A 24,876-nucleotide genomic window follows, 5' to 3' on the forward strand; every position below is an offset into this window, starting at 1 on the left:
AACAGTTTGTCCCCTCTCCAGCGCTTTTTTATGGTCTTCCGCAGGCACCACAACCCAGCGAACCAATGGAGAATAAGCATGCTAAAGATTGCAATAGTGGGCATGGGCAACATTGCCAATTTACATATTCAGGCATTTTTGCAATTTCCTGAACGCGGCAAAATTGTCGCCGTTGTTGATGTTTATCCTGACAAAGCCCGCGATAAATTACAGCGTTATGGCCTGCAGGATGTGCGCGTTTACAGCGATCATCATGAGATGCTGGCAGAAGGCGAAGATATTGATGTCGTTGATGTCTGCACCCCGCCCTATGTGCACGCAGAAAACACCATTGCGGCGCTGCAGGCAGGAAAACATGTGTTATGCGAAAAGCCAATGGCGGCATCACTCGAAGAGTGCGATGCCATGATTGCGGCGCAAAAGGCCAGCGGAAAGGTCCTTTCCGTGGTGGCACAGAACCGTTTTACCGATGCCTTCTGGCGCTTAAAAGCCGCTGTTGATTCGGGGCTGGCAGGGAAAATCTGTCACGCACAGGTCGATTCATTATGGTGGCGGGGCCACTCTTATTACGACCTCTGGTGGCGTGGCACCTGGGAGAAAGAAGGCGGCGGCTGCACGCTTAATCATGCGGTGCACCATATCGATGCCATGCAGTGGATGCTCGGTGCCCCCAGTGAAGTGGTTGCCATGATGGGCAACGTTGCCCACGACAATGCCGAAGTCGAGGATCTCAGCGCCGCTATTTTCCGCTTTCCGAATGGAACACTTGCGCAGCTAACGGCCTCGGTTGTGCATCACGGAGAAGATCAAAAAATCATTCTTCAGGGTGAAAAAGCGCGCCTCTCTGCGCCCTGGAAAACCGTGGCTAACCAGGCCGCTGAGAATGGCTTTCCGGAAAAAGATAACAATATTGCTCTGGAAAGCGAGCTGGAGCGCTTATATGCCGATGTGCCACCTCTGAACTGGACGCTGCATGCCGGGCAGGTGAATGACTTTTTCTGCGCCATTGAGCAACAGTGTGCGCCATTAATCGATGGCGAGCAGGGTAAACGGTCGCTGGAATTAATTACCGCCATCTATAAATCGGCCATCACCAAAAGTACGGTCTCGCTACCTATTCCTGAAGATGACGCCTTCTATTATACCGGCGGACTGATTGCCAGTGCGCCCCATTTCTACGAAAAGCAGGCTTCAGTGGATAACTTCGCTGATGTCGACGACATCCCGTTGGGTAAAAATTTTGCGTGAGGAAACAACCATGAATAAAAAGGATGGTATGAATTACGCGCCGAAAGGCAAGGCGCAGCACGTAGTCAATCCAGGCGAGTTTATCTTTGCCGCCACCGGGCTCGATCATGGGCATATTTATGCCATGTGTAATGGCCTGACTGAAGCCGGTGCAACCCTGAAGTGGGTTTACGATGCCGATGCGGCCAAAGTCGATAAATTCGTCCAGCAGTTTCCGCACGTACAGATTGCCGATTCACTCGATACGATCCTTGCCGATCGGCAGGTGCAGTTAGTGGCAGCCGCCGCTATTCCCTCACAGCGCTGCGCGCTGGGGCTGAAGGTCATGGCGGCCGATAAAGACTATTTTACCGATAAGGCTCCCCTGACCACTCTGGAACAACTCGACGATGCCAGAGCGATGTGTGTGAAAACCGGCCGTAAATATGCCGTTTATTACAGTGAGCGTCTGCACGTGGAAAGTGCGGTATTCGCCGGGCAACTGGTTAAACAAGGCGCAATTGGCCAGGTCGTCCAGACACTGGGTACGGGTCCACATCGGGAAGGCACGGGTCGACCAGACTGGTTCTATCAGCGTCGTTATTTTGGCGGCATCCTGTGTGATATCGGCAGCCACCAGATAGAGCAGTTCCTGTATTACACCGGCAACCGCGATGCCACGGTGGTCGCCAGTCAGGTCCGCAATTTCAGTCATCCTCGCCACCCGCAGTTTGAAGATTTTGGTGAGGCAATGCTGGCGGGCGAAAACGGCGCAACGGGTTATTTTCGCTGTGACTGGTTTACACCTGATGGCTTATCAACGTGGGGTGACGGACGCATGACGTTACTTGGCACCGAAGGATACATCGAAATCCGCAAATACACCGATCTGACGCGCGATGAGCAGGACGTAGTGTACCTGGTCAATAATGACGGCGAATTTCGTTACAGCGTTTCTGGCACCGTGGGGTTTCCGTTTTTCGGCCAGTTAATTAATGACTGTCTGCATCGCACTGAACAGGCTATGACGCAAGAACATGCATTTAAAGCCGCCGAATTATGCATTAAAGCACAGATGTTAGCTAACGCGGGATAACCTACCGCTGACCGACTTTATTTCCACTTCTGTCTATAACAGAGACGGCAGCATCGTGCACCTCTGCCGTTATAAAACACCTACCAGAACAGGAATTTTATCGATGGTTAAACCCACTCAACGTCGCGTAGGTTATCGCGTAGCAATCGGCTACGGCTTAACGGATTTATTTGGCGGAGGCGCTTTTGCCGTTATCGGTGCCTGGCTGTTATTTTTTTACACCACTTATTGCGGATTATCGGTATTTGAAGCGGGATCTATATTTGCCATTGCCCGCGTTATCGATTCTGTTTTAAGCCCGATAATGGGTTACATCACCGATAATTTCGGCAATACATGGGCGGGGCGTAAATTTGGCCGCCGCCGCTTCTTTTTATTAATGTCGTCACCGTTGATGCTGCTGTATGGCGCACTGTGGGTGACGGACATGAGCTACTGGTATTATCTCGGTACGTACCTCACTATTGAATTACTCTCTGCAATGGTGCTGGTCCCGTGGGAAACCCTGTCATCTGAGATGACCAACCGCTTCAGCGAGCGTACGCGTCTGTCCGGCGTGCGCCTGATGTTCTCTTCGCTCGGGAGTTTTCTGGCTGTCTCCGTGCCGGGGCTGATCATGACCTACACTGGCAAAGATAACGCCATCACTTACACGCTGACGGGGATCATTTTTTCGGTCATTTATTGTGTTGCCGTCTTTATTACCTGGCTAACAACCTAGGAAGCGAAAGATATACAGACCGGGCAACCTGATGAGGTCCACCCGGCCAGGAAAGGTCATTTCCTGGCGCATTTTAAATATTTGTTTGTGGACCTGATTTCATCATTCAAAATCCGGGCCTTTCGCCAGCATCTGATGATTTATATCTGCTCATTTACCGCGATGGATGTCTTCCTGGCCGTTTTTACCTACTTCGTGATTTACGGTCTGAAACAGGACGCCTCACTCGCTTCTCTGTTACTGAGCAACATGATGTTTATGTCTATCCCGGGTACGTTTGTATTTATGATGCTGTTAGGCCGGTTAAATATGACGCCCTCAACCGCACTGAGAATTTCTTATCTCAGTATTCTGGTGATCTTATTCTTTCTGTTTGCCGTTTATCTCTGGCACTGGCAGGTACCGGCCCTTCTGTTCAGCGCAATATTTCTTTTTATGGGCATCGCCCGTGCCGGGTTGTTCTACATTCCCTGGAACATCTACAGTTTTATTCCTGATATTGATGAGATGGTCACCTGCAAGCGTCGGGAGGGAATCTTTGCTGGCGTAATGGTGTTAACCCGTAAAAGCTCCGTCGCCATTGCCATCTTTATGATTGGGGTCGTCCTGCAGGAAAGCGGTTTTACGAAAGGAAATGGCGCCCAACCCGAGAGTGCGATTAATGCCATTGTGGTATTGATGGTGTTTGTGTCTGGCACACTACTGACCATCAGTTTCTGGCTGACCTATAAGTTCAAGCTGACCCAGAGCAGTCACAGGTTGCTGATCAAAGAAGTCGCACGTCGTAAGCTTGGCGGCGCACCTAAAGACTGCGATGCAGAAACGCGCAAAGTGATCAAATCGCTGACCGGGTATGAATATGACGAAGTCTGGGGCGTCACACCGGCGAAAAAAACCAATGATACCGCCGTGAATTCACCCCTGTAGGCGGAGGGTGACGGATGAAGTTCAATCCGCCTGCCAGTGGGTTACGCATCCGTTAACCGTTAAAGCGGCGATCGGAATAGTGCGACGCCAGTAAAGACAAAGTTGAAATTCAGTAAGCCATCCAGGGGTTAACAATCTGGCTTAAGAGCGAACAATTGATCTCTGTCTTCTGGCCGTAGGCTTAAGCTGTGCCCGGCATTAAGAAAATAACGCCTGTTCTGCGGGCGCGGATCTTTCGATAACTCACCCCAGCCCAGCCTTAACGTCGGATAACGGGCTCGGCGCGCCCACCTCGTCGCTTTTCCTTTGCACCCTTTTTACACCGCATCAGATTTTTTTTACGCCACTTTTACACGCCGGGCGCTTAAATCTACAGCACCGGGCGCAGATGCGTCCATGTACAAGGAAGCCGTTGATGAAATGCGTGAATGCGTCCTCTTTCCTGCCGGTTTGTGGTGATGCCGTGGTGGCGGATCTTGCCGAGCAGCAGCGCCTTCGCCTGATGTCTCCCCGTAAATGGTTCAGAGAGACGATGGAGGTTAATACCGATCCGGCCATGCTCAACCCGCGGCTGATTGCCCAGTGGCTGGGTGCGGCGATCCCTGATGCGCGCTTTCTGACGCTGGCCCTGAACAGCAGTCTCTGTTTTGGGCTTTATCGCCATGCTCGCCAGATTGGCTTTGCGCGCGTGGTCACCGATATGGCCGAAACCTGGATAATACAGGACCTGTTTATCTCGCCGGAATATCGCTATGTCGGGCTGGGCTCCTGGCTGCTGCACTGTTGTCTGACGCATCCCGGTGCCAGTGGCTGCCAGCGCATTATTGCCCTGAGTGACAGCGCCCCGGCTTTTCTGGAACGTAACGGGTTTATTTGTCATGACGCGCTGCCGGGCATTTATCTCAGGACGGTTTCACCTGATGGCCTGGGTGATTCGGTGCGTGCTGATCGCACCCAACACCATTAAGCGAACAGGACGCCTTGCCATGTGCGGCCTGCTGCAGTTTCTCATCCGACCTCCACACGACGACTGTTGGACATCGGGCACGGCGACTGATGCCCTGCCCGCCCATAAGGAAAACACCATGTCAGGTTTTATCCTGGTATCACACAATCATTCACAACGTTCCACCCTGTCCGCCATTTATGAAGGTCTTCTTTCCCGCAACGGCGGACTCTGGATCAGCTGGGATGGCGAGACGGCGGTTCTGCCTCTTGATGCGCCGAGGCCGCTGAGTGCTCAGCAGAAAGGCGCTTATGCAACCCTGACCTTTCCTCTGTCAAAGGACGAGGTGAATGAAGGTTATCACCAGTATGTTCATAAAGGGATGTGGCCGGTTTTCCACCAGCGCCCGGACCTGGCCCGCTTCTCTGCTGACGGCTATCGGGAATATAAAAAAATTAACGAAGCCTATGCACAGGTCATCAGTGAAAACGCCATGCCCGACGACGCCATCTGGATACAGGATTACCACCTGTTAGGCTGCGCCCACTACCTTCGAGAGGCCGGACTGACCAACCCGGTGGGCTTTTTCCTGCATCAACCTTTTCCCTCGGGCAAGATGTTTGAGGCGATTCCCGACTGGCGCTGGCTCACAGAATCGCTGCTGTGCTGTGACCTGATTGGCTTTCAGACCGTTCAGGACATGAACAACTTTATCGTCTGGCTGGAGAGCGAATGTCGTACCGAGCGCCTGAGCGCTGACAGCATTCGCGTGCAGGGACGGATTGTGAAGCTCGGCGTCTTTCCTGTCGGGATTGATCTTGATGATGTGCGCTGTCTGCGTGACAGCAACAGCTGTGCCTTTATGGAAATGCAGTGCCGTGAAAGCTTAGCGGAAAACACCGTACTGAGCGGCGGCCATCTTGATGAAAGCGCCGGACTGCCTTACCGCATCAGCGCGATAGAAGTGCTGCTGCGCAAACATGCGGTTTATCAAAAAAATATTACCCTGCTACAGCTGGCACCGCACGCTGCGGGCTACGCGGACCGGGCACCGGGCATCGCGCACACGTTAGAAACCCTTTGCGGCGAATTTAACGGCGTACACGGCATGATGAACTGGTATCCCGTTAACTGTCTGACTCATGCCTACAGCCGTGAGGAACAGGCGGGCATTTATCGCGCCTCACGCGTAGCGCTGGTCACGCCGCTGATGTCGGGAATGAGTTTAATGGCAAAAATGTATGTGGCGTTGCAGGACCCGGATAACCCAGGCGTGCTGATTCTGTCGCAGTTTGCTGGCGCGGCAGAGCAAATGGACGGTGCGCTCATCGTCAATCCTTACGATCCGGATGCTATGGCCGATGCCATTCACAGCGCCCTGCAGATGCCATTGCGTGAACGGCGACATCTGCATGCGCGCCTGATGAAGGGCTTGCATCTGCATGACAGCCATCACTGGGCACAGGCGTTTTTGTCGATGCTGAACGGCATGCCGGTGATCCCCGGCCCGGTCATGTCAGCCGTGCCCAACTTGCGCCTGGGCAGCAGCCGGGTTCGCTACTGAGGTTGTCGCCCTCCGCAGCGCCATTATGCAGGGTTGCGGCGGTGATGCCAGATCACCACCGCCGCAACCCTGCGCAGGACAGGGCCTTTTCATCCGGCCCTGTCGCCCGATAACGGCCTAAGGCAGATAGAACATGGGCTGTAACGGTTCGCTGACCGGGCTGTTATCCGCATTCGTCACCATCACATCGTGCATGGATGCCCACCAGCGCTGGCACACCGCCGTCTGCGCCACCGCCTGCCAGCGCGCCTCTGATTCGATCTCCACGCTGGCAAAAAGCAGGTGGCGCGTCGTATCCAGCCAGATGGCATAGTGATGCGCACCGTGCGCTTTAAGCGTCTGTTCCAGCTCAGGCCAGATAGGCGAATGACGGCGCAGATACTCCTCGTGGCAGTCCGGATGCACCTGCATCACAAACGCCTTACGCAACATCACTGCGCACCGCCTGAAGCGCCGCCGGCCAGGGCTTGACATTAAAGCGTTCACCCAGCGCGATTAACTGCGCCGTCGTGATGCTCTGACGTATGCCGCCCATCGACAGGGCTTTCACGACCACCTCAGACGACTTCTCGGCGGTATCGATCAGGCCGAAGGTGTCATCCAGCGTCGGCCCTGCGCCAAAGATCCCGTGGAACGGCCACATGACCAGGCTGTGGGTGGCCATTTCGTCAGCGGTCGCCTGACCGATGTCATCCGTGCCGGGCACCATCCAGGGCAGAACCCCGACGCCATCCGGAAACACCACCAGGCATTCGGTACTGCCTTCCCACAGCAGGCGAGTGAAGCGCGCGGCGTCGAGGTTGACGACATAGCTCAGCGCCATAAAGTTTGTGGCATGGCAGTGCATAATCACCCTGTCGGCCCCTTGCGTAACGCGTTTGCGTACAGCGTGCGACTGGAAATGGGACGCCAGTTCCGATGTCGGCATGCCACCGTTACTCAGCCCCCAATGGATGCGATACGACAAGCCTTTGTCATCCACCTGCAGCAGAACCAGGCTGTCCGCGGCATCAAGCTGAACGTTGCGAAAGAACTTGCCCGAGCCCGTGACCAGAAACCAGTCGTTGGCCAGGTCCGGGACAGGCTGACTTAACTCTACACAGCGCGGCTGCACGTAAAAATCGGCAGCAAAAGGTGCTACCTCTTCCGGTAACAGGCGCAGGCTGACATTGCCGCCATTACGCTCATCCCAGCCTTTCAGCCACATATCACTGGTGACTTTCACCATCCCCTGCACAAACCCAGCGTTCAAAATAGTTTGCATAGCCTTTTCCTTAGCGTTGACGCAATGTGTGGTGTTCATAGTGACGAACCTCGCTCAGCCAGCTGGCATCAGCCGGCACATCATGGCGCAGGCACCAGGCTTCCCAGACTGCCTGCCACGGCAGAGATTTTTGCTCTTCCAGCAGTGCCAGACGCGCGGTGTAATCCCCTTCACGTTCCAGCGCTCTGAGCTGATCGCTCGGTTCCAGCAGGGCACGCAGCAAGGCTTTTTTGGTATTGCGTGTGCCAATCACCCAGGCGGCAATGCGGTTGATTGAGGCGTCAAAAAAGTCGAGACCGATATGCACTTTATCGAACAGCTTCTGGCGTGCGATTTCATGGGCAATGGCCTGGGTTTCATCATCCAACAGGACCACATGATCGCTGTCCCAGCGCACCGGACGGCTGACGTGCAGCAGCAGCCGCGGAACAAACAGCATCGCTGTCGAGATTTTGTCGGAGATCACTTCGGTGGGATGAAAATGGCCCGCATCCAGTGTCAGCGCAATCTGGCGACTGGCGGCGAAGCCCAGGCAGAATTCGTTGGAGCCAACCGTATAACTCTCTGCGCCGATGCCAAACAGCTTGCTTTCAACCGCATCGATATGGTGTTGCGGGTTGTATTTTTCGCTGATAATCGCATCCAGTGAGCTGACCAGACGCTGGCGCGGTGCCGCACGATCGACCGTGAGATCTTTCATCCCATCCGGTACCCAAATATTCATGACGGAAGGCGTGCCAAGCTGCTCACCAAAGTAAGCCGAAATGCGGCGGCTGGCTTTGCAGTGATCGATCCAGAACTGACGGATGCCCGCATCGGCGTGCGCCAGCGTGAAACCCTCCGCGCTGTGCGCATGGGAAAAACAGGTCGGGTTAAAATCCAGCCCGAGGTTGTTTTGCTTTGCCCATTCGACCCAGTGACGGAAATGCTGCGGTTCAATTGCATCGCGCTCAACCGGCTGATCACTTTCCAGGTAGATAGCATGCAGATTGACTCTTTTCGGGCCGGGAATTAACGACATGGCTTTATCCAGATCGGCACGCAGCTCAACCGCATTGCGCGCCCGACCGGGATAATTGCCGGTTGCCTGGATACCGCCCGTCAGTTGGCCGTTGGGATTTTCAAATCCACGCACGTCGTCGCCTTGCCAGCAGTGCATGGAGACCGGGATCTCATCCAGTTGCGTCATTACTTGGTCGACATCGATGCCAATAGCTGCGTAACGGTGTTTAGCCAGCTCAAAAGCCTGTTCAATCAGCTTTGTCATAAGCACATTCCTTAGCGGGTTGGCACAGCGCGGCGAAGCGAGCCTGATGGGCTGCAAAGGCGCTGTGATTCTGCGGAGTAAAAGTTTCTAACGGGAAATTACGGCTGATACAGCGGCGGAGTTCAGCGACGTCGCGCAGTTCTCCCAGTGCAATCAGCTGGCAGCCGACATTGCCGAGCGTGGAGGCCTCAACCGGCCCCGCCAGCACCGGCAACTGGCAGGCATCGGCACACAGTTGGTTCAGCAACGGGTTCTGGCTGCCGCCGCCGACAACATGCAACTGGCGCAATGGCGCGCCGCGCAACTGGCTGAGCTCCCCCATCGTCTGGCGGTAGAGCAGCGCCAGGCTGTCAAAAATCGTGCGGGCCAGTGCGGCGTCGGCATGCGGAACCGGCATTGCCTGTTCTGCACAGGCATGTTGAATGGCCTGCACCATATTTTCAGGATTGATGAATCGGGCATCGTTGGGATTGATCAACGCCTGGCAGGCTGGTTGACGGGCGGCGGCGTCAATCAACGCGCACAAATCGTGGATGCCGCGTTCCGAGCAGACGCGCTGCAGCAGCCATAATCCCATAATGTTTTTCAGTACCCGGTAGCCTTCCGCGCCGCCTTCATTGGTGACGTTCGCATTCATCGCCGCGTCACTCACACAGGGTTGCAGGCTTTCAATCCCCATCAGCGACCAGGTACCCGAACTGAGGTAGGCGGTGTTGTCCGCCAGGAGCGGCGTCGCCAGAACGGCGCTGGCCGTATCGTGGGTGGCCACGGCGATGACCGGAATCGGTTTGCCGCTCGCGCTGATAAAGTGACCGACCCTGTTGCCCGGAGGCTGGGGTTTACCGAACCACGCGGGATCGACGCCCGCCCAGGCCAGCAGGTCAGTATCCCACTCACCGCTGTGGATGTTCAGCAACTGCGTCGTGGTGGCATTGGTGTATTCCCAGTTCATCACGCCCGTCAGGCGATAATGCAGATAGTCCGGGATCATCAGCGCATGTTTGACCCGCGCCTGCCAGTCCGGCTGTTGCAGATGCAGAGCACGCAGCTGATATAAGGTATTAAAAGGCAGGAACTGAATACCGGTACGTTGATAAATGGCCTGCTGCCCCAGGTCCTCGATGGCCTGTTTCATCAGGCCTTCGGTGCGCGGGTCCCGGTAGCTCACCGCCTCACCGACGCGTGCTCCTCCGGCATCCAGTAACACCAGATCCACGCCCCAGGTATCAATGCCGATGCTATCGGGCACAATGCCCTCTTCATCCAGTTGCGCCAGTCCAGCCCGGATCTCGTGCTCCAGCCTGTCCAGATCCCAGCAGTCATAGCCGGCCTGGCAAACGCGTTGATTGGTAAAGCGGCGCACTTCGCGCAGCCTGATCTGCTGGCTGGCGGCCGTCCACTGTGCAAGCATCACGCGTCCGCTCGATGCGCCTAAATCAATCGCCACACTATTACGCATGCTCATCGCCTGTTCTTCCTGAAATGACATGGCGACAGGATACGCAGCGCACCCTGCTGTGACCTTAGCGGCACTGCCAGCCGGTTAGCGGCACTGGCAGGGTGACAAAGGTGTTCGTGAGGAAGCTCACAGAACTCCCTAACGGCAGAGTTGTGAGCTTTCCCGCATTTTTATCAATCACTTAAGCGATCTTGAAAATTTCACGCATTTCCTGCGCTGCGCGGTTCAAAATTCAAGGTAAGCTGCACATCGCCTGCGTAGACTCGGTTGCAGTTTTGTTAAACGAGGGCGAATCATGACTGTTCTGCATAGTGCTGATTTCTTTCCGGCTGGCGATTACGCCATTGCCATTGAGCCGCGTGTGCCCCAGCAGGCGTTTCCTGAACATCATCATGATTTTCACGAAATTGTGCTGGTCGAACAGGGTTCAGGCATTCATGTGTTCAATGGTCAGGCGCAGACATTAAGCGCCGGTTGCGTCTGCTTTGTGCGCGATCATGATCGTCATCTGTATGAGAAAACCGACAACCTGTGCCTGACGAACGTGCTGTATCGCAGTCCGGTGGCGTTTCGTTTTCTGTCGGGCTTACAGGCGTTGCTGCCCCTGGAGGATGAGCATGGGTGCGCATCTCACTGGCGGATTAATCAAAAAGCGATGGCGCAGGCCCTGCTCCTGGTGGAACAGATGACGCCGCAGGCGGTATGGTCGCTGGAGCGTCAGGCGCATCAGGAAAGGCAGTTTTTACAGTTACTCGTACTGCTGCGTGAAGCGGCGCACAACCCCAACGCGCAGGATCAGGAAGCCAGGCTGCACCGGTTGCTAGACTGGTTGAATGATCACTACAGTGAGGAGATTAGCTGGGAAGCACTGGCCGAGCGCTTCTCGCTGTCACTGCGTACACTGCATCGCCAGATGAAGCAGCAAACCGGCAGTACGCCACAGCGATATCTTAACCGGCTGCGTTTATTGCAGGCTCGCCACCTGCTGCGTCACAGCGATATGCGCATAACGGACATCGCCTATCAGTGTGGATTCGGTGACAGTAACCATTTTTCTACCCTGTTCAGACGGGAATTTGGCTGCGCGCCCCGAACGGAGCGCCAGCCTATGTGGTAAGCGGAGCATTAACTATGTCACTGATCCTGTCACGTAAGGACTACTTCCCGGCCAGCAACTTGCCCATTGCTGTGGCTGAACGTATGCCACAGCCCTCCTTTCCGCCGCACCAGCATACTTTCAGCGAGATCGTTATCGTCTGGCGCGGTAACGGCCTGCATATCCTTAACGATCGCCCGTGGCTGATTACCTGCGGCGATGTTTTTTATATTTGCGACAGCGACTGCCATAGCTATGACAGCGTGCACGATCTGGCCCTTGATAACATTCTGTATTGCCGGGACCGTTTTCATCTTGCGCTTGACTGGGGCCAGCTGTTACCGCCCCAACAAGAAACCATGCCCAGTGGCTGGCGGCTCACGACTCGTGGTATGACGCTGGCACGGGGCGTCATTAGCCAGCTGGAGCGCGAGAGCCGCAAAAGTGATGCGCTCTCCGTGCAACTGTCCGAGGCGCTCTTTTTGCAGCTGGCGCTGATTTTACGTCGCCATGGTTATGCTCCCGAACGTGCCGGCTCCCTGCCTGAAGGCGAGCAACTGGATCGGCTGATGTCGGCACTGTTAGTGGACATCAGTCGCCCCTTGAATCTGGCAGACTTTTGCGAGCAGCATCAGCTGAGTGAACGCTCGCTTAAGCAGCTGTTCCGCCAGCAAACCGGCATGACGATTGGCCACTATTTACGTCAGTTACAGCTGTGTCAGGCCAAACATTTATTGCGCACCCAGTCCGGTTTAATCAGCGAGATTGCGGCGCAGTGTGGGTTTGACGACAGTAACTATTTTTCTGTGGTATTTACGCGAGAAACCGGCCTGACACCCAGTGCCTGGCGGCAGCGCTTTCTGCCACAACGCCTGCGCACCGATAATGAAAAAGCCTGACGTCAGCGTCAGGCCTGATTTCTTTTGTTTCAGGAAGCCATGCCAAGCCCGACGATGTTAGCCGCGATAATGATAACCACACAGCCAATCGACAACACCCGAACCGGACGGCGTCCCACGTTCTTCCACTCTTTCAGCACCAGCCCTACCACGCCGCCACACAGCACATACAGACTCATGTGCAGCATCCAGCTGACAAAGTCATACTGCGGCGGGATTTTGGCGTGTCCCCAGGCATAGAAGAAAAACTGCAAATACCACATGGTTCCACCCAGAATGGCGAAGGCGATATTGGCGAACACTAGCGGTTTCGCGATGGAAAAGTCCTGCCGCACTGACAGCTCTGGCTTCAGCGCCAGGCGCATAAAACAGTACGCCAGGTTAATCACCGCCCCGCCGCCCATGATGACCACATAGCTGGGTAACGCCACGTAAAGAGGATTAATGCCCAGGCTGGCGGCCGCCTCATGCATGGGTTTCGCCGCATCCATTGCGAACGACATCCCGGCTGAAAAAATGCCGCAGATGACGGCCAGCACCAGGCCTTTCTTCAGGTTGAACTCTTCCGCGTTAATCCCTAGCGCCCGCTCTTTCAGTAACCCCGCACGCGTGACGATGGCCACGCCCACCAACGCCACCAGCACGCCGAGCAGCGTGATGCGGCCGCCGGGCGAGTTGAACAGCTCGACGAACCGGCCCTGCAGCAGCGGCGTCATCAAGGTGCCGACAACAAGCGTAATCCCAATCGCGATCCCGATGCCCATCGACATGCCCAGATAGCGCATGGTGAGCCCGTAGTTAATATTGCCCACGCCCCACATGGCACCGAACAGAAACACCGGCAGCAACTGCGAGGCGCTGAAGCTGGTGTAATAAGCCCAGAAGTTTGGCAGCAGTACCGCACTGACCGCCCATGGCAAGATCAGCCACGACATCACACCGCCCACCGACCACATGGTTTCCCATGACCACTTTTTCACCTGCTTAAACGGAGCATAAAAACAGGCGGCACTGGCAGCCCCCACCAGATGCCAGAAAATACCTGCAATAATGGCGCTGTTCATTGTTATTCCTTTTTCAGGTTGAGGCCAAACAGGAAACCGATGTTTCCCGATTAGCAGCAGTCTAGAGGGAGCTGCTTTCTCTCAGCCTTTGAATGGCTGCCGGGAAAATAAAGTGGCTGGCAAAATTCAGTGAGTCGTCAACATAAGGATCACAAATTCGCATTTGCCGATCTTTCGCAGGCTGTTAATTATAAGTTATTTATTATTCGGGTAATTTTCCTTTTTTGTTAAATGGAACAGCAAAACCATCACGACACTGCCGGGATGTCCTTTAACGTGGCATTCACATCAAGTGACGCAGCTTCTGACTGCCTCGCAGCGTGAACGGCAGACGAGAACACATGCGCGGGCCAGGGAATGAACAACGCTATGGATAGTCAGGAGGGAGAGCCCAGGTGTGCGGTGGTCAGCGCGGTTTATTCGCGGGCTGTCTGTCGCGACAGACCATGGCCTTGTCTCGTCATCTCATCAAGCAGGTTTATGGCACCGCGGACAGCCACAGCAGATAGTGCGTCCCGGTGTTGAACGCGGTCTTCACAGGTAAGTTCTGCACGTCAGGTTTACAGGATTAAACAGCGCGAGGTTTCGGATAGATGGCATCGGGTATTTTTACCCGATGCCATGAAAAGCAGAGAAAGCCATTGCTGACATGCACATTTTATTCTGTTCGCCGTGCGTCATCTTAACGAAATTACACGCCTTACGCGTCCGTTGAAAAATCGCGCCTGCGTGTCATCCCAGCCTTAAGCGAAAGAGAAAACATCATTAAAAAAGCGTTTCGCTAATACACATTTCCTCGACCCGAATAATATTCGCCACAGGAAACCCGGCCATATCGTCGCGGAATGCCTGGCTGCGCATATATTGCTCATTCAGATGTTGAACATGACATCCCTCGGGTAAGGTGACCACAGCCATCACCTGATTTTGCTGGTCATTCCCCCCCAGAAACACATTGTCCACCTCTATGCCAAACTTCAGCAAACTGACCCTGTGTTTTGGCCAGCACTGTCTGAAATACTCCACAGCGCTCGCTTTATCCTTCAGTGTATAAATTCTTAACTGCTTCATAAAACCACGCCTCGCTGTCATGACCGGGAAATGAGGAGCCATAGTAAAAAACGGCGTTGGCGAAATTTATGCAAAAAAGCACATTCACGCTTTGCTTACATTTTTCTGTGACGGGTTTCGGGCGCTAAAACCTCAACCAGCGTGACGTTGGATAACGGCGGTGCCTGCGTCTGGTAGCGGGTCGGCATGGCGTCGTTCCCCTGCTGTTTCTTAATATGATTAAATCGTGTGCGATACATGTTTAAAGGCGCGAACATACCACAGACGCTTCCTGGGCTGTCAGGGCCGCAGGGGTGACAGAAACGCGCTAAGCTGGATAGCACCTGAACACGGTGCCTGAGATAAAGACATTTAAGCCGAAAGGATAAGGAAGAAGATGAACGAGGTGACCCGAGTACCAGATGGTACTTTGTATGATGCAAACCATGATGAACGCATTCTTCAACGCCGGGGGCTCGCTAAGATGCTTTGTTATGACTATAACCTGAGTCGGCCTGATAATAATGAAACACGCCTTGCGCTGCTCACCCGGCTGCTTAAAAAGTGTGGCAGCAATCCCGTTATCGACCCCCCTTTTTACTGCGACTATGGCGTTAACATTACGATTGGCGACAATTTTTACGCTAACCATAATCTTATTATTCTTGATGGGGCTGACGTGGTGATCGGTGATAACGTCTTTCTCGCACCCAACGTCGGTATTTATACCGCAGGCCATCCTCTGGATGCCGAACGCCGAAATCAGGGACTGGAATACGCGAGCCCTGTGACCATCGGCAATAATGTCTGGATTGGTGCGGGTGTCAGCATTGTTCCGGGCATAACAATAGGTAACAACGTTATCATCGGGGCGGGAAGCGTAGTGGTCAAGGATATTCCGTCAGGCGTTCTGGCGGTGGGTAATCCTTGCCGCGTCGTGCGTGAAATAACCGAAAAAGATCACGCCCGCACCTCATTTTGAAAGGAGGAGCTTGTAACCTGCTGCGCGTCAGTAGAATGCTCAGCCATCAGGCTGGACGCTTTCCGCCTTTTCAGCGCGACGCGGGTCGATTCATTTGACTCAGCAGCGCGCCCAACCCTGGGCACTGGCTCTGCATTTACCTTACATGCAGAGCCGCTAAGTCAGTCAATGATGAGCGCTGTCAGGGCATTCCGCCGAAACGCCATTCAGCCCCTCAGTCTCGTGAGAAAACGATTTGAAATGCTGCTGGTCATCAATTTTCACAACATACAGTGAATCAAAATCTGCCGAGGGCCAGTCAGGGATTTGCCCGGCATCACCTCCCGTTTTTTCAACCAGCGTTCGGGCTGCCGTGACCAAATTTTTATGTTCCCAGGCGATAAATGTCAGCGGAACCTGTTTTTCTGAAAGCAGGTCAGAGATCAGTTTACCCGGTTTGTCAGCGTGAAAACGCAGTATCACAGGCTTCGAAATCTGGACCGCCAGGGGAATAATGGTGGAAAGTGGGCGCAGTGAACTTCCTGTTTTATCCTCTTTAGGTGCAGAAGCATAAAGCGCATCCGGGTTTCCATAGCGGCTAAGCAACACAGCAGGAAGCTTCAGGGCGCGGTTCAGCCCTTTGCAAGTCAGTTGCCCACTGGTGTTATCGGGTTTCTCCCCATGACGGAAGAAAACATACGTGCTGTCCGCGTCGGCACTCAATGGGATCATGATGGTCAGTCCAAACAGCAGCACAAAAATTTTCTTCATCCGTATTTCCTGTCAGCGTTAAAAACAGATCTCATAGCTTATTTTATGCTCATCTATGATGGCAACGCGTAAATGACAGGTATTTAGTGAATTGCAGAATCTGGACCTTAAAAGCTTCTTTTACTGGCGATGCAACAATTTGCTCTTAGTTTACGCTCTTTGAATTCCAGGCAAATATAGGCCTGTTCATTTCACCAGGGCCGCCTCCCTTCCTGAAAGCGTAACGCGCCACACCCAGCTGAAACTACATGCTTAACTTCTGCAATGACTTTCACCTCTGACGCTGGAAAAGTCTACGCAATGAATTCAACGATTTCATGACCGGCACAAGTGATCGTAAGCCACTCCCTGTAGGAGTAAAATCATCCAGACGGGAGAAGTACCTGGGGGAATACAAGGACATTCTTCTCTGGGTCACTGTTTATCGATCTGTTTTATCTTCCCCCCCGCGTTTCGCAGAATGGGAATCGGTTCAGAGATCCTTACTCGTTTCGAAAATGAAGGGAGAAAAAGAGGCTGCTCAGCTGGATTTGTGTATACGATATGCTTTCAGGCACCTGATTTTTATAAAAAGCATGGCTGGGAAGAATTTGGTCGTATCGACCGTAAAGCGGAAGGAACAAGCCGCATATTTATGAAAAAGTCGCTTTACATTTTCAACGCCATTGCAAAAAAAGAGCAGTGTGAGTTTACTGCACTTCAGGTTTTACATTTAAGGTAAAAACGCACATATGGAATTAGTGACAGAACGATGCCCCCCAGAAGAATGGGAATCCATGACGGGTATTTTTACAGAAATGGAAGAACACTATTATGGTAAAGGCATTATTCAGGAGGCGTTGATGAAGAATTATCTTCGCAACCAATTGTTTAGCCAGCTCTCAGGTACTCTGGTGCTAAGAGCGCGTTGTAATGATCAAATCACCGGGCTGGCATGCTGCAATATTCTTTACCCCTCCCCCCGATACAGCGGTCAGTTGCATATCAAAGAACTCTATGTTTCCCAGGCTGAGCGCGGCAAAGGTACTGGGAAATCCCTTATGCGATTTATCGCGCAACTTGCTTTCAAGCACCAGTGCACCAGTGTTAGCTGGCACGCCGAGAAAGCTAACGCTGATGCAAACCGATTTTATCAGTCGCTAGGTGGGAAAATAAATGACAGCATTTGGAGTTATTATCTCCATGGTGAGAATCTGAAACAACTCGCTTTCAGCTCAGAATAAAAAGTCGTTCACTCATATCAGCGCCAGGGTAATGCCAGCACATACGGCCTGATGAGAAACTGACTCACTATCGTTAATGGGGGGAAATTTTAGCACTGCAGAAAACAGAGGAAATCGGCACTCTGTGTGACGACGACTCATTAAACCGACCTGACTGAGGCCATCGCCGTTAAGGTTGCATTACTGTCAGCTTCACTGCTGGCATGGCGTTTGGCTAAAGAGGAAAGGATTTGAGTAGTGTTCTCTGTAGGTCTGCAACCGCCTAAACCTGGCTACCGACAACATTTGGTCAATTCACTCTATGGCAAACACCATAACTGGAGCCTCCATGCCGATAAAGCGACATTTTGTGGTAGGTAAACGCTCAGAGCAGACTCTCACAGCTATGAACCGTTGCTAAGTATAAAGATTTTGCTCTGGCTAACTTTTACACAACAATTTCTGGCTGATTAGCTGCGGTTTAAGGTTTAATATAGCTCAAACAGGGAGGAGAGATAAATGCGCTACCATAAACCACGAGTATACCGCCTGAAAGATACGGTTGGTGTCTGCGGTACCAATAATCCTGAAGACGTAAAAGAATTACAGCAAATGATAATAGGTGCCGGGTATCAGTTAGCTACAGGAAGGACCATCAGTGAAAATGGCATATGCGGACCCCAAACTGAACAAGCGATAATATGGTATCAGCGTCTTTTATCACTATCTCCCGACGGGTTGGTTCATCCAACGGACAGTTTCTTTATCCAAGCTATGGAAAATGCTTATTCACCGGGGTGGAGACCACAACATACCTCCGGCTCACTGCAAGTAAGTGAAGGACAGGTAACTTTTGATTCAGAAGGCATTGATTATATCACCGCAGTGGAGCCTTTCAGACAACAACATTATCCTGCTTTTTCCAGAATTTTACACTGGCCACCAAAATTCTCATCAGGTGTAACTCTCGGAAGAGGATACGATATGGGAAGTCGTAGCAGTGGCGAGATAATGGCAACGCTCAGCCAGGCAGGTATCGAAGAGTATAAAGCTGTTATATGCTCTAAAGCAGCACACATTAAAGGTCGACATGCTGGTCAGTTCGTGAAAGTCTATGGTCCACTTGTAGGCGAGATTACTCACGCCCAGCAAATCAGGCTATTTGAAATTGTATATCGGGAAAAGCTCAATTACGCAAAGGGTGTATATTCACGAAATTCGCGTCATGTAAATAATGCTCTTACATGGGATAAAATTGACAAAAAAATACGTGATATTTTTGTAGATACAATATACCAAGGTAATAGAACAGCACCTGAAATGGTAAAAATCATGGCGCAAGGAGATAAGCGAAATGAAATTATAAGATACCTCAAGAATGAGCCAATTTTAAATGGGGATAGACGAAGAAATGAAATCAGAATAAGGAGCCTGAGCAAATGATTAAATTCCACCCACGCAGTGTGTTTTTTGTGCTGACCTTAACCTATTCATTAAGTTCATATGCAGAATCGAATATACAGAGCATTGTGGAAAGTAAAGAGGTTACCGCATGCACTGAAAAGTATGGAGATAATAACAGTGAGTGTCTAACTTCTGTGAGTGAAGCTGCAGAAAAAAAACTGAATACAGTATACCAAGATAAGTTAAAAGAGATTTCAAATTATGATTACAGTCAGTGGTGGATGGGTGAAAAGAAGCAGAGGGAAGATATGAAAAATGCTTTTATCAGAAGCCAAGAGCTATGGTTGAAATATCGGCAGGATTACTGCAAAGCAGCCAGCGCCGGTGCAGAAGGCATTGATGGCTATAGTTCAGTAGCGCTAAGCTGTCAGATAAACATGGGTATAAGGCGTATTGAGGAAATTAAGATGGTACACCCAGATCTTTCAGACGGTTAAACCCACCAAAAAAGTCAATTATAACTATTAATAACAATAGTAATAGCGGATATCATTTTGACTTAATTACGTTGAGTTTAAGCCGTGTAGATGGCTTAAACGACTCACAGTGTACTGCGTGCCTTCCCCTTTGTGCTGGCATAAATGAAATAGCTAGCATGCATTCTATTTAGATGGTTCATGACTGGAGGTCGGCTTGCCGAGGCTCAGTACGTAACACCAGACAGATGCCAATTTTCGGGAAACGGGTTCATTGAACACAGCCCAAGCCCATAACATGGTGAACAGATTAACGGACTGCAAGATGGTGTCATTCTCTGCGGCCAGCATACCGTCATTAACATTCGAAACGTCAGTAACACATCGCGTTTTACGCCTGTATTAGTCGTCAGTACCGCGAAGTAATAAAGTCTGCTCTCACAATACCTGTTTGGTATCGTCGCCCTAATTATCTGCATCAGGTGGCAGCGTGAAACTGTCTCTTTCCAGCGGGCGCAGCTTTACTACATGTATACTTTTGAAATCAACAGGAGCAAGTCATGTTGAAAATGAATGCGCTGATTCCAGAGCTGATCGTTTCTGCTCTGCAACAAAGTTTGTGATTTTACTGCCAGATTCTGGGCTTCAGAATTGAGTACGATAGGCAAGAAGAGAAGTTTGCATTTATTTCATATTGCGGTAGCCAATTGATGCTTGAGGAAGACTACCCGAATGAGTCGCCTTGGCGGGTGGGTCCTTTGGAGCGCCCATTTGGCAGAGGTTTGAACCTGTCGATTGAATGTCCCAACAGCGCGCTTCTGGTTGCAGCAATTGAAGATGCCGGTCTCCATTTGCATAAACCTATCGAGGAACGTTGATATCGCGACCACGATCTTCTTCATGGTCAACTCAATTTCTTGGTGCTTGATCCAGATGGCTATTTATTGAGGTTCAACCAAAGCTTAGGTTCAAAGCCGCAATAAGAATTGTAAAGGTCCTCTTCGGGCACGAAGCGGACCTTTAGCCTGAATGAAGATCAGACATTAAGACTCACCAGGATTGGGGCTGGAAGCGGGTAAATATTGCTTCGGCGACTAAGCGGTGGCTAATTTGTTTCCGTCTTTCTTCATTTTCTTCTATTGAACCTTCGAAAGGGCTTGAACCTGAATCATAGATTTCTATTGAGTGTGGTAGCACCCCAAATTTAGTCATCACGTCTCTTAATTCAGAGGGATCGTTTTTCAATCCTTGACGTCACTTTCCTTAACCCGTAACACCCGGCAGTCGTCGTCACAGAAATATAAAGCGTTTGGTTCGCATTACAAATTAAAAAAGGGCTAATCTGCTGTGGGTTTACCGTGTAGCTGACGAATACCAAAATGTTGCCCGAAGGCTTTCCAGCCTGAGGGGGTTATTTTGAGCGCTCTGGATTTACCCAGACGACTCAGCCATTTCCATGAGATAAAAGCATCAAGAAGTGCAAAACCGAGTGGACCAGCAAGGTGATACTGACGCTCGGTCCAGTCGAGGCACATACGATGATTTCCTTCCCATTCTTCAGGGATTTCTATTCCCTGTTGCTCTAACCAGTGGTGCCCTGAATCGGTCAACACATAGCGCTGGCTTTCCCCGATGGCGAACAGTCCACGATTAAGCATCCCCTGCGTAATCGCTACGCCGATTTGCCCGGCCAGATGGTCGTAACAACAGCGCGCAAAACGCAGTTCACGGGCTAAACTGCTTGGTATGGTCTTCCACTGCTGACTCACCGTTCCGACTAAGGCCAAATTTTCCAGAAGCTGTGAAATGTGTGGCCCTGCCAGCCGGTAATAACGATATCTCCCAACAGATTCAACGGATATCAGTCCGCCATCACGCAGTTTAGCGAGGTGAAAACTGGCGGTCTGTGCGGTAACGCTGGCAGCCCTGGCCAGTGCACTGGCAGAAAGTGCTTCTCCTCCAGCAAGGTTAATCAGCATTATTGAACGCACCGGCTCTGCGATGAGATGCGCCACGACTGAAATGTGAAACTGGTTCATAACGTGCGCCATAAAAAGTGAAATCAGTCTAATGGTGGGATTTAACAGTTCGATACGGCTCGAAGCATTATTCAGATCGCCCAGGATATAGTCAATCCCCCTCAGAACAGACAATAACCCCGACCAATGGACATGACTTCTTCAGCTCAAAAATGGTTGTTAGCTGCTATCAGTATCAGTTACATCATCGTAATCCTCGACACTTCGATTGTGAACGTTGCACTTGCACCAGTGGCTGCCGCGCTGCACCCCGACATTAGTGGGCTACAGTGGATTGTCAGTTCCTACACTGTTACTTTTGCCAGTCTGCTGCTCAGCGGAGGTACGCTTGCCGATAAGCTTGGGGCAAAAAACGTTTACCTTACCGGCATGCTGCTTTTTGCTCTTGCTTCGGCGGGATGCGGCTTTTCTACAACGTTATCCATTATGATCGGATCGAGGATCTGTCAGGGTATTGGAGCAGCCCTGCTGGTTCCCTCGTCCCTGGTATTAATAAACAACGCATATCCGCAGCCTCAACAGCGCGCTAAAGCCATCAGTGTCTGGTCAGGTTGTGGTGGGGTTGCAATGGCAGCCGGACCGTTATTAGGGGGCGTACTGATAGAGTTTTTAGGCTGGCGAAGCATTTTTCTGGTCAATATTCCCGTCGTATTAATCGGGGTTGCGCTGGCACTGCGCATTCCTGTAAGAAATATCTCTGCCAGAGAGACATCAACAGATTTTGCCGGGCAGTTAATGGCCATTGTTGCGATGGGTGCATCTGTTGCCGTAATGATTGAAGGCTTTCATCTGGGATGGAGTGACCCGTGGATATGCAGAGGAGCGCTGGTGGCTGTAATAGCATGGGGGGCGTTTGTTTTTAACGAGTGCATAGTGAATCAGCCGGTGCTGCCGCTGAAATTGTTTCGCCTTGCTGATTTTTTAGCCTCGGTTATCGTATCGCTCATTTCAGGATTAGTGTTTTACGGACTGTTTTTTCTTCTGAGCCTTTACTTTGGCACGTTGCGCAACTGGCCATCACTAAATGTAGGTCTTGCTTTTCTTCCACTAACCCTGATGGTTACATTAGGCAGCTTTAGTGCCGGAAAGCTCAATAGCCTGTTCGGCCCTTTTAGGCTGATAGCCGGATGTTATGGGCTCTACGCTGCAGGATTCGCAGGACTCATGATACTAAATGAAAATGCATACTACTGGCAGATCGCGCTTTGCTTTCCGCCTCTCGGCCTTGCTGCCGGCATCATTACGCCAGTCGCTACAGCAGCAGTCATGAATGCTGTTGTCAAAGAACAATCGGGACTTGCTGCCGGTGTACTTAATGCCAGCCGGCAAGCTGGTTCTGCGCTGGGCGTCGCCATCTTTGGTGGTCTCCTTGGTGATATAAAAACCCTCGCAGAGAATCTAGATACAGCTATTTATATCGGTATCGCTTTCTCACTTCTTGGCGGCCTGGTATGGATCATTTGCATGGGCAGACATTCTGCCTCTGTAAAAACTTAAAAAATCTGATTATTGAGATAATGTCCGCTTTATATGAGAAACGGACATTGACTTATATAACGTCCTACTCAGAACACCACTATGTATCAATGATAAATTAAATAAATTCTGCTAAATAAACCGGAACTACGGCTCCATAAAAATATTCTTTCGAGTAAGCAGCAACGTCCCGCTTGATTAAAGATAGCGTTGCATCGACCCGTTGAACTCGCAGCACGAGGCGGACTTTAGAAGGGGAACGGTTCGCTTTGAGCGAGAAGCGAAAGATAACTATTCCCTGCGTATAGCCACGATAATGTCCTTTTACAGGTCTATAGAAGCCATGGCGATTCAGTTATTAAGGGTTGTGCGTCTTTTCTATAGATATTTAACTGGCGTCTACAAAGTCGCCTTTTACAACGGATTGATTTTAATGCAGTAAGTGTTTCCCTTATACAGATACTGCATCAGTGAGACGCCACCCGCACTCTTTAACTCAAAGGTGTTGCCAAAAATTCCGGGCGCTGTTCGGCCAGCAATGTAAACCCGGTTACTTCCGGATACAGCTCACGGCTGAGGGTATCTGGCAACATCAATTCTGTAAAACTCCAGGCCACTGCGATGCTGATACCGGCCACGGACAGTATGTCAGGATGACTTTCTCGCAGCTCGTTCTCCAGCGTCTGCCATGCACCATGAAGTTGTTGAGTTACCCGATTCAACCAGGGCTGATACTGTTTTTCTTCCGGCCTGAGACGCTGTTCGTACACAATCTGCACCGCTTTTTCGCAGGCTGCCAGGGCGAAGCCGGTAAGATGCAGATCCCGGAGTTCTTCCACTCCGGACTTTGCTGTGGGTGCAGGCGAATGACCGCAATATCTCTCAAGGTAATGAATGATTAGTGTGGAGTCGATCAGCACCTGATTATCATCTGTGATAAGCGTTGGAACTTTGACAGCCGGATTAATTTTCGTTAAGACATCAAAATCGCCGAATACCGAAAGCGGCCGATGCTCGAATTGAATACCCAATACTTTCATGTAAATAGCAACCCGTCTGACATAGGGTGAATCCAGCATTCCGATCAGGATCATGGCTCTACCTCATATTATGTTGATTAACAAAATCAATTAACTGTGCGGCAACAGGCAAGGGCGCATCTTCCATTAAAAAGTGTCCGGCCTGTTCATAGATATGCAGCGTGGAAGAGACGATGTCGCGCTGCAAACGCCTTCCATACTCAACGGGTTGCCATTCATCTTCGGCGCCCCATAAAACCTGCACAGGCAGCCGGAGTTGCGGCAATTTTTCTGCAAAGTCACTGGTGTAACAGGCATTATAGTGAGCAACCTGATGCTGGTAAAATGAAGGTTGCCCTACCACACCACAAAGCGGTGCGAGATAACTTTCCAGCCGCTGCTCTGTCATCAGATGCTTATTAAAAACAGCCATCTTTAACTGGCGAGACATCGCGCGGTAATGCTCAGTGGCGGGGATCAGCGCATAATCCGCATAGTTATCCCGCATATCTTTCCATGTGGGTGAAGGCCAGGAGTCGTAGCTGGGAATATCGGCAATCGTAAGCGTCTTCAAAAGGGATGGGTTATCGAACGCCAGTCTGAGTGAAATGGCCCCGCCGATATCGTGTCCAAAAAGATGTGTTTCTTTGAGCTGCCAGTGTTCAAGCAGTTTCAGCAGAAAACCGACTTGAGCGGCAACCGAGGTATCAGCCGTCAAAGGGCGCTCTGATGCGCCAAACCCAGGCAGGTCATACAGATGAACATGAAAACCCGCATCGACAAATACCGGCACCAGTGACTGCCAGATCACTGAGTGTGCGGGCGTGCCATGAACCAGCACCAGAGGTGTTCCTGAACCATGGGCCCCGGTCGCAATGCGACAACCCTGGATCAGAACGTGGTCATTCATTAATGCGTTATTAGCGGACATCAGCTTTTTCCGTTGTG

Annotated in this window: 23 protein-coding genes and 1 pseudogene; 13 read left to right on the plus strand and 11 right to left on the minus strand. The window is 51.6% G+C overall.

The window, feature by feature from the left end; translation table 11 throughout:
* The first annotated feature begins 78 nt into the window (after nt 1-78).
* The 5 genes and pseudogenes from QNH99_RS13075 to QNH99_RS13095 all read left to right on the plus strand — a co-directional run bounded on the left by QNH99_RS13075 (nt 79) and on the right by QNH99_RS13095 (nt 6,481).
* Nucleotides 79-1,248: a Gfo/Idh/MocA family protein gene (locus QNH99_RS13075; RefSeq protein WP_410516781.1), complete on the plus strand. Its 1,170-nt coding sequence runs from the start codon at nt 79-81 to the stop codon at nt 1,246-1,248.
* Nucleotides 1,249-1,258: 10 nt separating this feature from the next.
* Entirely contained in the window at nt 1,259-2,323 is a 1,065-nt protein-coding gene (locus QNH99_RS13080; protein ID WP_410516782.1) for a Gfo/Idh/MocA family protein, read from the plus strand.
* A gap of 103 nt (nt 2,324-2,426) precedes the next feature.
* A pseudogene (locus QNH99_RS13085) lies at nt 2,427-3,971 on the plus strand (MFS transporter).
* Between the two features lie 415 nt (nt 3,972-4,386).
* Entirely contained in the window at nt 4,387-4,938 is a 552-nt protein-coding gene (locus tag QNH99_RS13090; protein WP_109716197.1) for a GNAT family N-acetyltransferase, read from the plus strand.
* Between the two features lie 118 nt (nt 4,939-5,056).
* The gene (locus QNH99_RS13095) at nt 5,057-6,481 is read left to right on the plus strand and encodes an alpha,alpha-trehalose-phosphate synthase (UDP-forming) (protein WP_145393386.1); all 1,425 of its coding nucleotides are present in this window, start codon (nt 5,057-5,059) and stop codon (nt 6,479-6,481) included.
* Between the two features lie 117 nt (nt 6,482-6,598).
* Here the strand turns inward: QNH99_RS13095 and rhaM are convergent, their stop codons facing one another.
* From rhaM to rhaB, 4 genes are read right to left on the minus strand one after another with little or no spacing between them, the layout of a single operon-like run.
* The gene (rhaM, locus tag QNH99_RS13100) at nt 6,599-6,913 is read right to left on the minus strand and encodes an L-rhamnose mutarotase (protein WP_145393412.1); all 315 of its coding nucleotides are present in this window, start codon (nt 6,911-6,913) and stop codon (nt 6,599-6,601) included.
* The gene (rhaD, locus tag QNH99_RS13105) at nt 6,903-7,745 is read right to left on the minus strand and encodes a rhamnulose-1-phosphate aldolase (protein WP_145393387.1); all 843 of its coding nucleotides are present in this window, start codon (nt 7,743-7,745) and stop codon (nt 6,903-6,905) included. Before rhaD ends, rhaM begins: the two co-directional genes overlap by 11 nt.
* A 10-nt stretch (nt 7,746-7,755) precedes the next feature.
* Nucleotides 7,756-9,012 (minus strand): L-rhamnose isomerase, encoded by a 1,257-nt coding sequence (locus QNH99_RS13110; protein ID WP_410516783.1) that lies wholly within the window; start codon nt 9,010-9,012, stop codon nt 7,756-7,758.
* Entirely contained in the window at nt 8,996-10,477 is a 1,482-nt protein-coding gene (gene rhaB, locus QNH99_RS13115) for a rhamnulokinase (protein WP_410516784.1), read from the minus strand. The genes QNH99_RS13110 and rhaB overlap by 17 nt, the downstream gene beginning before the upstream one ends.
* Nucleotides 10,478-10,766: 289 nt before the next feature.
* On the opposite strand from rhaB, the gene rhaS reads away from it, so the two are divergent.
* Both rhaS and rhaR read left to right on the plus strand, forming a co-directional pair.
* On the plus strand, nt 10,767-11,588 hold the full coding sequence (rhaS, locus tag QNH99_RS13120) for an HTH-type transcriptional activator RhaS (RefSeq protein WP_410516785.1): 822 nt from the start codon (nt 10,767-10,769) through the stop codon (nt 11,586-11,588).
* 14 nt (nt 11,589-11,602) lie between these two features.
* Nucleotides 11,603-12,466, plus strand: coding sequence for an HTH-type transcriptional activator RhaR (gene rhaR, locus QNH99_RS13125; protein WP_063879275.1), 864 nt, complete (start codon nt 11,603-11,605; stop codon nt 12,464-12,466).
* A gap of 29 nt (nt 12,467-12,495) precedes the next feature.
* On the opposite strand, the gene rhaT is transcribed toward rhaR, so the two are convergent.
* The 3 genes from rhaT to QNH99_RS13140 form a co-directional block, all read right to left on the minus strand.
* Nucleotides 12,496-13,530: an L-rhamnose/proton symporter RhaT gene (gene rhaT / locus QNH99_RS13130; protein WP_410516786.1), complete on the minus strand. Its 1,035-nt coding sequence runs from the start codon at nt 13,528-13,530 to the stop codon at nt 12,496-12,498.
* 765 nt (nt 13,531-14,295) lie between these two features.
* Nucleotides 14,296-14,601 carry a hypothetical protein gene (locus QNH99_RS13135; protein WP_109716192.1) on the minus strand — a complete coding sequence of 102 codons (306 nt, stop codon included), beginning with the start codon at nt 14,599-14,601 and terminating at the stop codon, nt 14,296-14,298.
* Between the two features lie 95 nt (nt 14,602-14,696).
* Complete coding sequence (locus tag QNH99_RS13140; protein WP_283356029.1) at nt 14,697-14,858, minus strand: hypothetical protein; 162 nt, start codon at nt 14,856-14,858, stop codon at nt 14,697-14,699.
* A 119-nt stretch (nt 14,859-14,977) separates the two neighbouring features.
* On the opposite strand from QNH99_RS13140, the gene QNH99_RS13145 reads away from it, so the two are divergent.
* Complete coding sequence (locus tag QNH99_RS13145) at nt 14,978-15,562, plus strand: sugar O-acetyltransferase (protein WP_410516787.1); 585 nt, start codon at nt 14,978-14,980, stop codon at nt 15,560-15,562.
* 165 nt (nt 15,563-15,727) lie between these two features.
* Here QNH99_RS13145 and QNH99_RS13150 read toward each other — a convergent pair whose 3' ends face one another.
* On the minus strand, nt 15,728-16,312 hold the full coding sequence (locus tag QNH99_RS13150) for a histidine phosphatase family protein (protein ID WP_410516788.1): 585 nt from the start codon (nt 16,310-16,312) through the stop codon (nt 15,728-15,730).
* A 427-nt stretch (nt 16,313-16,739) separates the two neighbouring features.
* Here QNH99_RS13150 and QNH99_RS13155 point away from each other — a divergent pair, with 427 nt between their 5' ends.
* The 4 genes from QNH99_RS13155 (at nt 16,740) to QNH99_RS13170 (ending at nt 19,415) form a co-directional block, all read left to right on the plus strand.
* Complete coding sequence (locus tag QNH99_RS13155) at nt 16,740-17,033, plus strand: GNAT family N-acetyltransferase (RefSeq protein ID WP_410517675.1); 294 nt, start codon at nt 16,740-16,742, stop codon at nt 17,031-17,033.
* Between the two features lie 10 nt (nt 17,034-17,043).
* Entirely contained in the window at nt 17,044-17,535 is a 492-nt protein-coding gene (locus tag QNH99_RS13160) for a GNAT family N-acetyltransferase (RefSeq protein ID WP_096012459.1), read from the plus strand.
* A 498-nt stretch (nt 17,536-18,033) separates the two neighbouring features.
* Entirely contained in the window at nt 18,034-18,957 is a 924-nt protein-coding gene (locus QNH99_RS13165; RefSeq protein ID WP_410516789.1) for a peptidoglycan-binding protein, read from the plus strand.
* A complete protein-coding gene (locus tag QNH99_RS13170) occupies nt 18,954-19,415 on the plus strand; it encodes a lysozyme inhibitor LprI family protein (protein ID WP_096012457.1) in 462 nt (153 codons plus the stop codon). The genes QNH99_RS13165 and QNH99_RS13170 overlap by 4 nt, the downstream gene beginning before the upstream one ends.
* A gap of 1,316 nt (nt 19,416-20,731) precedes the next feature.
* Here QNH99_RS13170 and QNH99_RS13175 read toward each other — a convergent pair.
* The gene (locus QNH99_RS13175) at nt 20,732-21,433 is read right to left on the minus strand and encodes an ArsR/SmtB family transcription factor (RefSeq protein ID WP_218996233.1); all 702 of its coding nucleotides are present in this window, start codon (nt 21,431-21,433) and stop codon (nt 20,732-20,734) included.
* 126 nt (nt 21,434-21,559) lie between these two features.
* Between QNH99_RS13175 and QNH99_RS13180 the strand changes: the two genes are divergently transcribed.
* Entirely contained in the window at nt 21,560-22,930 is a 1,371-nt protein-coding gene (locus tag QNH99_RS13180) for an MFS transporter (protein WP_410516790.1), read from the plus strand.
* A 470-nt stretch (nt 22,931-23,400) separates the two neighbouring features.
* Here the strand turns inward: QNH99_RS13180 and QNH99_RS13185 are convergent, their stop codons facing one another.
* On the minus strand, nt 23,401-24,003 hold the full coding sequence (locus tag QNH99_RS13185) for a glutathione S-transferase (RefSeq protein ID WP_063879269.1): 603 nt from the start codon (nt 24,001-24,003) through the stop codon (nt 23,401-23,403).
* 4 nt (nt 24,004-24,007) lie between these two features.
* A complete protein-coding gene (locus QNH99_RS13190; RefSeq protein WP_244915400.1) occupies nt 24,008-24,859 on the minus strand; it encodes an alpha/beta fold hydrolase in 852 nt (283 codons plus the stop codon).
* Nucleotides 24,860-24,876: the final 17 nt, after the last annotated feature.

This window comes from Pantoea allii (assembly GCF_046529425.1).
Taxonomy (GTDB): Bacteria; Pseudomonadota; Gammaproteobacteria; order Enterobacterales; family Enterobacteriaceae; genus Pantoea; species Pantoea allii.

Bases quoted from the DNA above. Each gene is read 5' to 3' on its own strand.
- QNH99_RS13075 (WP_410516781.1), top strand. From the start codon at position 79: ATGCTAAAGATTGCAATAGTGGGCATGGGCAACATTGCCAATTTACAT.
- QNH99_RS13080 (WP_410516782.1), top strand. From the start codon at position 1,259: ATGAATAAAAAGGATGGTATGAATTACGCGCCGAAAGGCAAGGCGCAG.
- QNH99_RS13090 (WP_109716197.1), top strand. From the start codon at position 4,387: ATGAAATGCGTGAATGCGTCCTCTTTCCTGCCGGTTTGTGGTGATGCC.
- QNH99_RS13095 (WP_145393386.1), top strand. From the start codon at position 5,057: ATGTCAGGTTTTATCCTGGTATCACACAATCATTCACAACGTTCCACC.
- rhaM (WP_145393412.1), bottom strand. From the start codon at position 6,913: ATGTTGCGTAAGGCGTTTGTGATGCAGGTGCATCCGGACTGCCACGAG.
- rhaD (WP_145393387.1), bottom strand. From the start codon at position 7,745: ATGCAAACTATTTTGAACGCTGGGTTTGTGCAGGGGATGGTGAAAGTC.
- QNH99_RS13110 (WP_410516783.1), bottom strand. From the start codon at position 9,012: ATGACAAAGCTGATTGAACAGGCTTTTGAGCTGGCTAAACACCGTTAC.
- rhaB (WP_410516784.1), bottom strand. From the start codon at position 10,477: ATGAGCATGCGTAATAGTGTGGCGATTGATTTAGGCGCATCGAGCGGA.
- rhaS (WP_410516785.1), top strand. From the start codon at position 10,767: ATGACTGTTCTGCATAGTGCTGATTTCTTTCCGGCTGGCGATTACGCC.
- rhaR (WP_063879275.1), top strand. From the start codon at position 11,603: ATGTCACTGATCCTGTCACGTAAGGACTACTTCCCGGCCAGCAACTTG.
- rhaT (WP_410516786.1), bottom strand. From the start codon at position 13,530: ATGAACAGCGCCATTATTGCAGGTATTTTCTGGCATCTGGTGGGGGCT.
- QNH99_RS13135 (WP_109716192.1), bottom strand. From the start codon at position 14,601: ATGAAGCAGTTAAGAATTTATACACTGAAGGATAAAGCGAGCGCTGTG.
- QNH99_RS13140 (WP_283356029.1), bottom strand. From the start codon at position 14,858: ATGTTCGCGCCTTTAAACATGTATCGCACACGATTTAATCATATTAAG.
- QNH99_RS13145 (WP_410516787.1), top strand. From the start codon at position 14,978: ATGAACGAGGTGACCCGAGTACCAGATGGTACTTTGTATGATGCAAAC.
- QNH99_RS13150 (WP_410516788.1), bottom strand. From the start codon at position 16,312: ATGAAGAAAATTTTTGTGCTGCTGTTTGGACTGACCATCATGATCCCA.
- QNH99_RS13160 (WP_096012459.1), top strand. From the start codon at position 17,044: ATGGAATTAGTGACAGAACGATGCCCCCCAGAAGAATGGGAATCCATG.
- QNH99_RS13165 (WP_410516789.1), top strand. From the start codon at position 18,034: ATGCGCTACCATAAACCACGAGTATACCGCCTGAAAGATACGGTTGGT.
- QNH99_RS13170 (WP_096012457.1), top strand. From the start codon at position 18,954: ATGATTAAATTCCACCCACGCAGTGTGTTTTTTGTGCTGACCTTAACC.
- QNH99_RS13175 (WP_218996233.1), bottom strand. From the start codon at position 21,433: ATGAACCAGTTTCACATTTCAGTCGTGGCGCATCTCATCGCAGAGCCG.
- QNH99_RS13180 (WP_410516790.1), top strand. From the start codon at position 21,560: ATGGACATGACTTCTTCAGCTCAAAAATGGTTGTTAGCTGCTATCAGT.
- QNH99_RS13185 (WP_063879269.1), bottom strand. From the start codon at position 24,003: ATGATCCTGATCGGAATGCTGGATTCACCCTATGTCAGACGGGTTGCT.
- QNH99_RS13190 (WP_244915400.1), bottom strand. From the start codon at position 24,859: ATGTCCGCTAATAACGCATTAATGAATGACCACGTTCTGATCCAGGGT.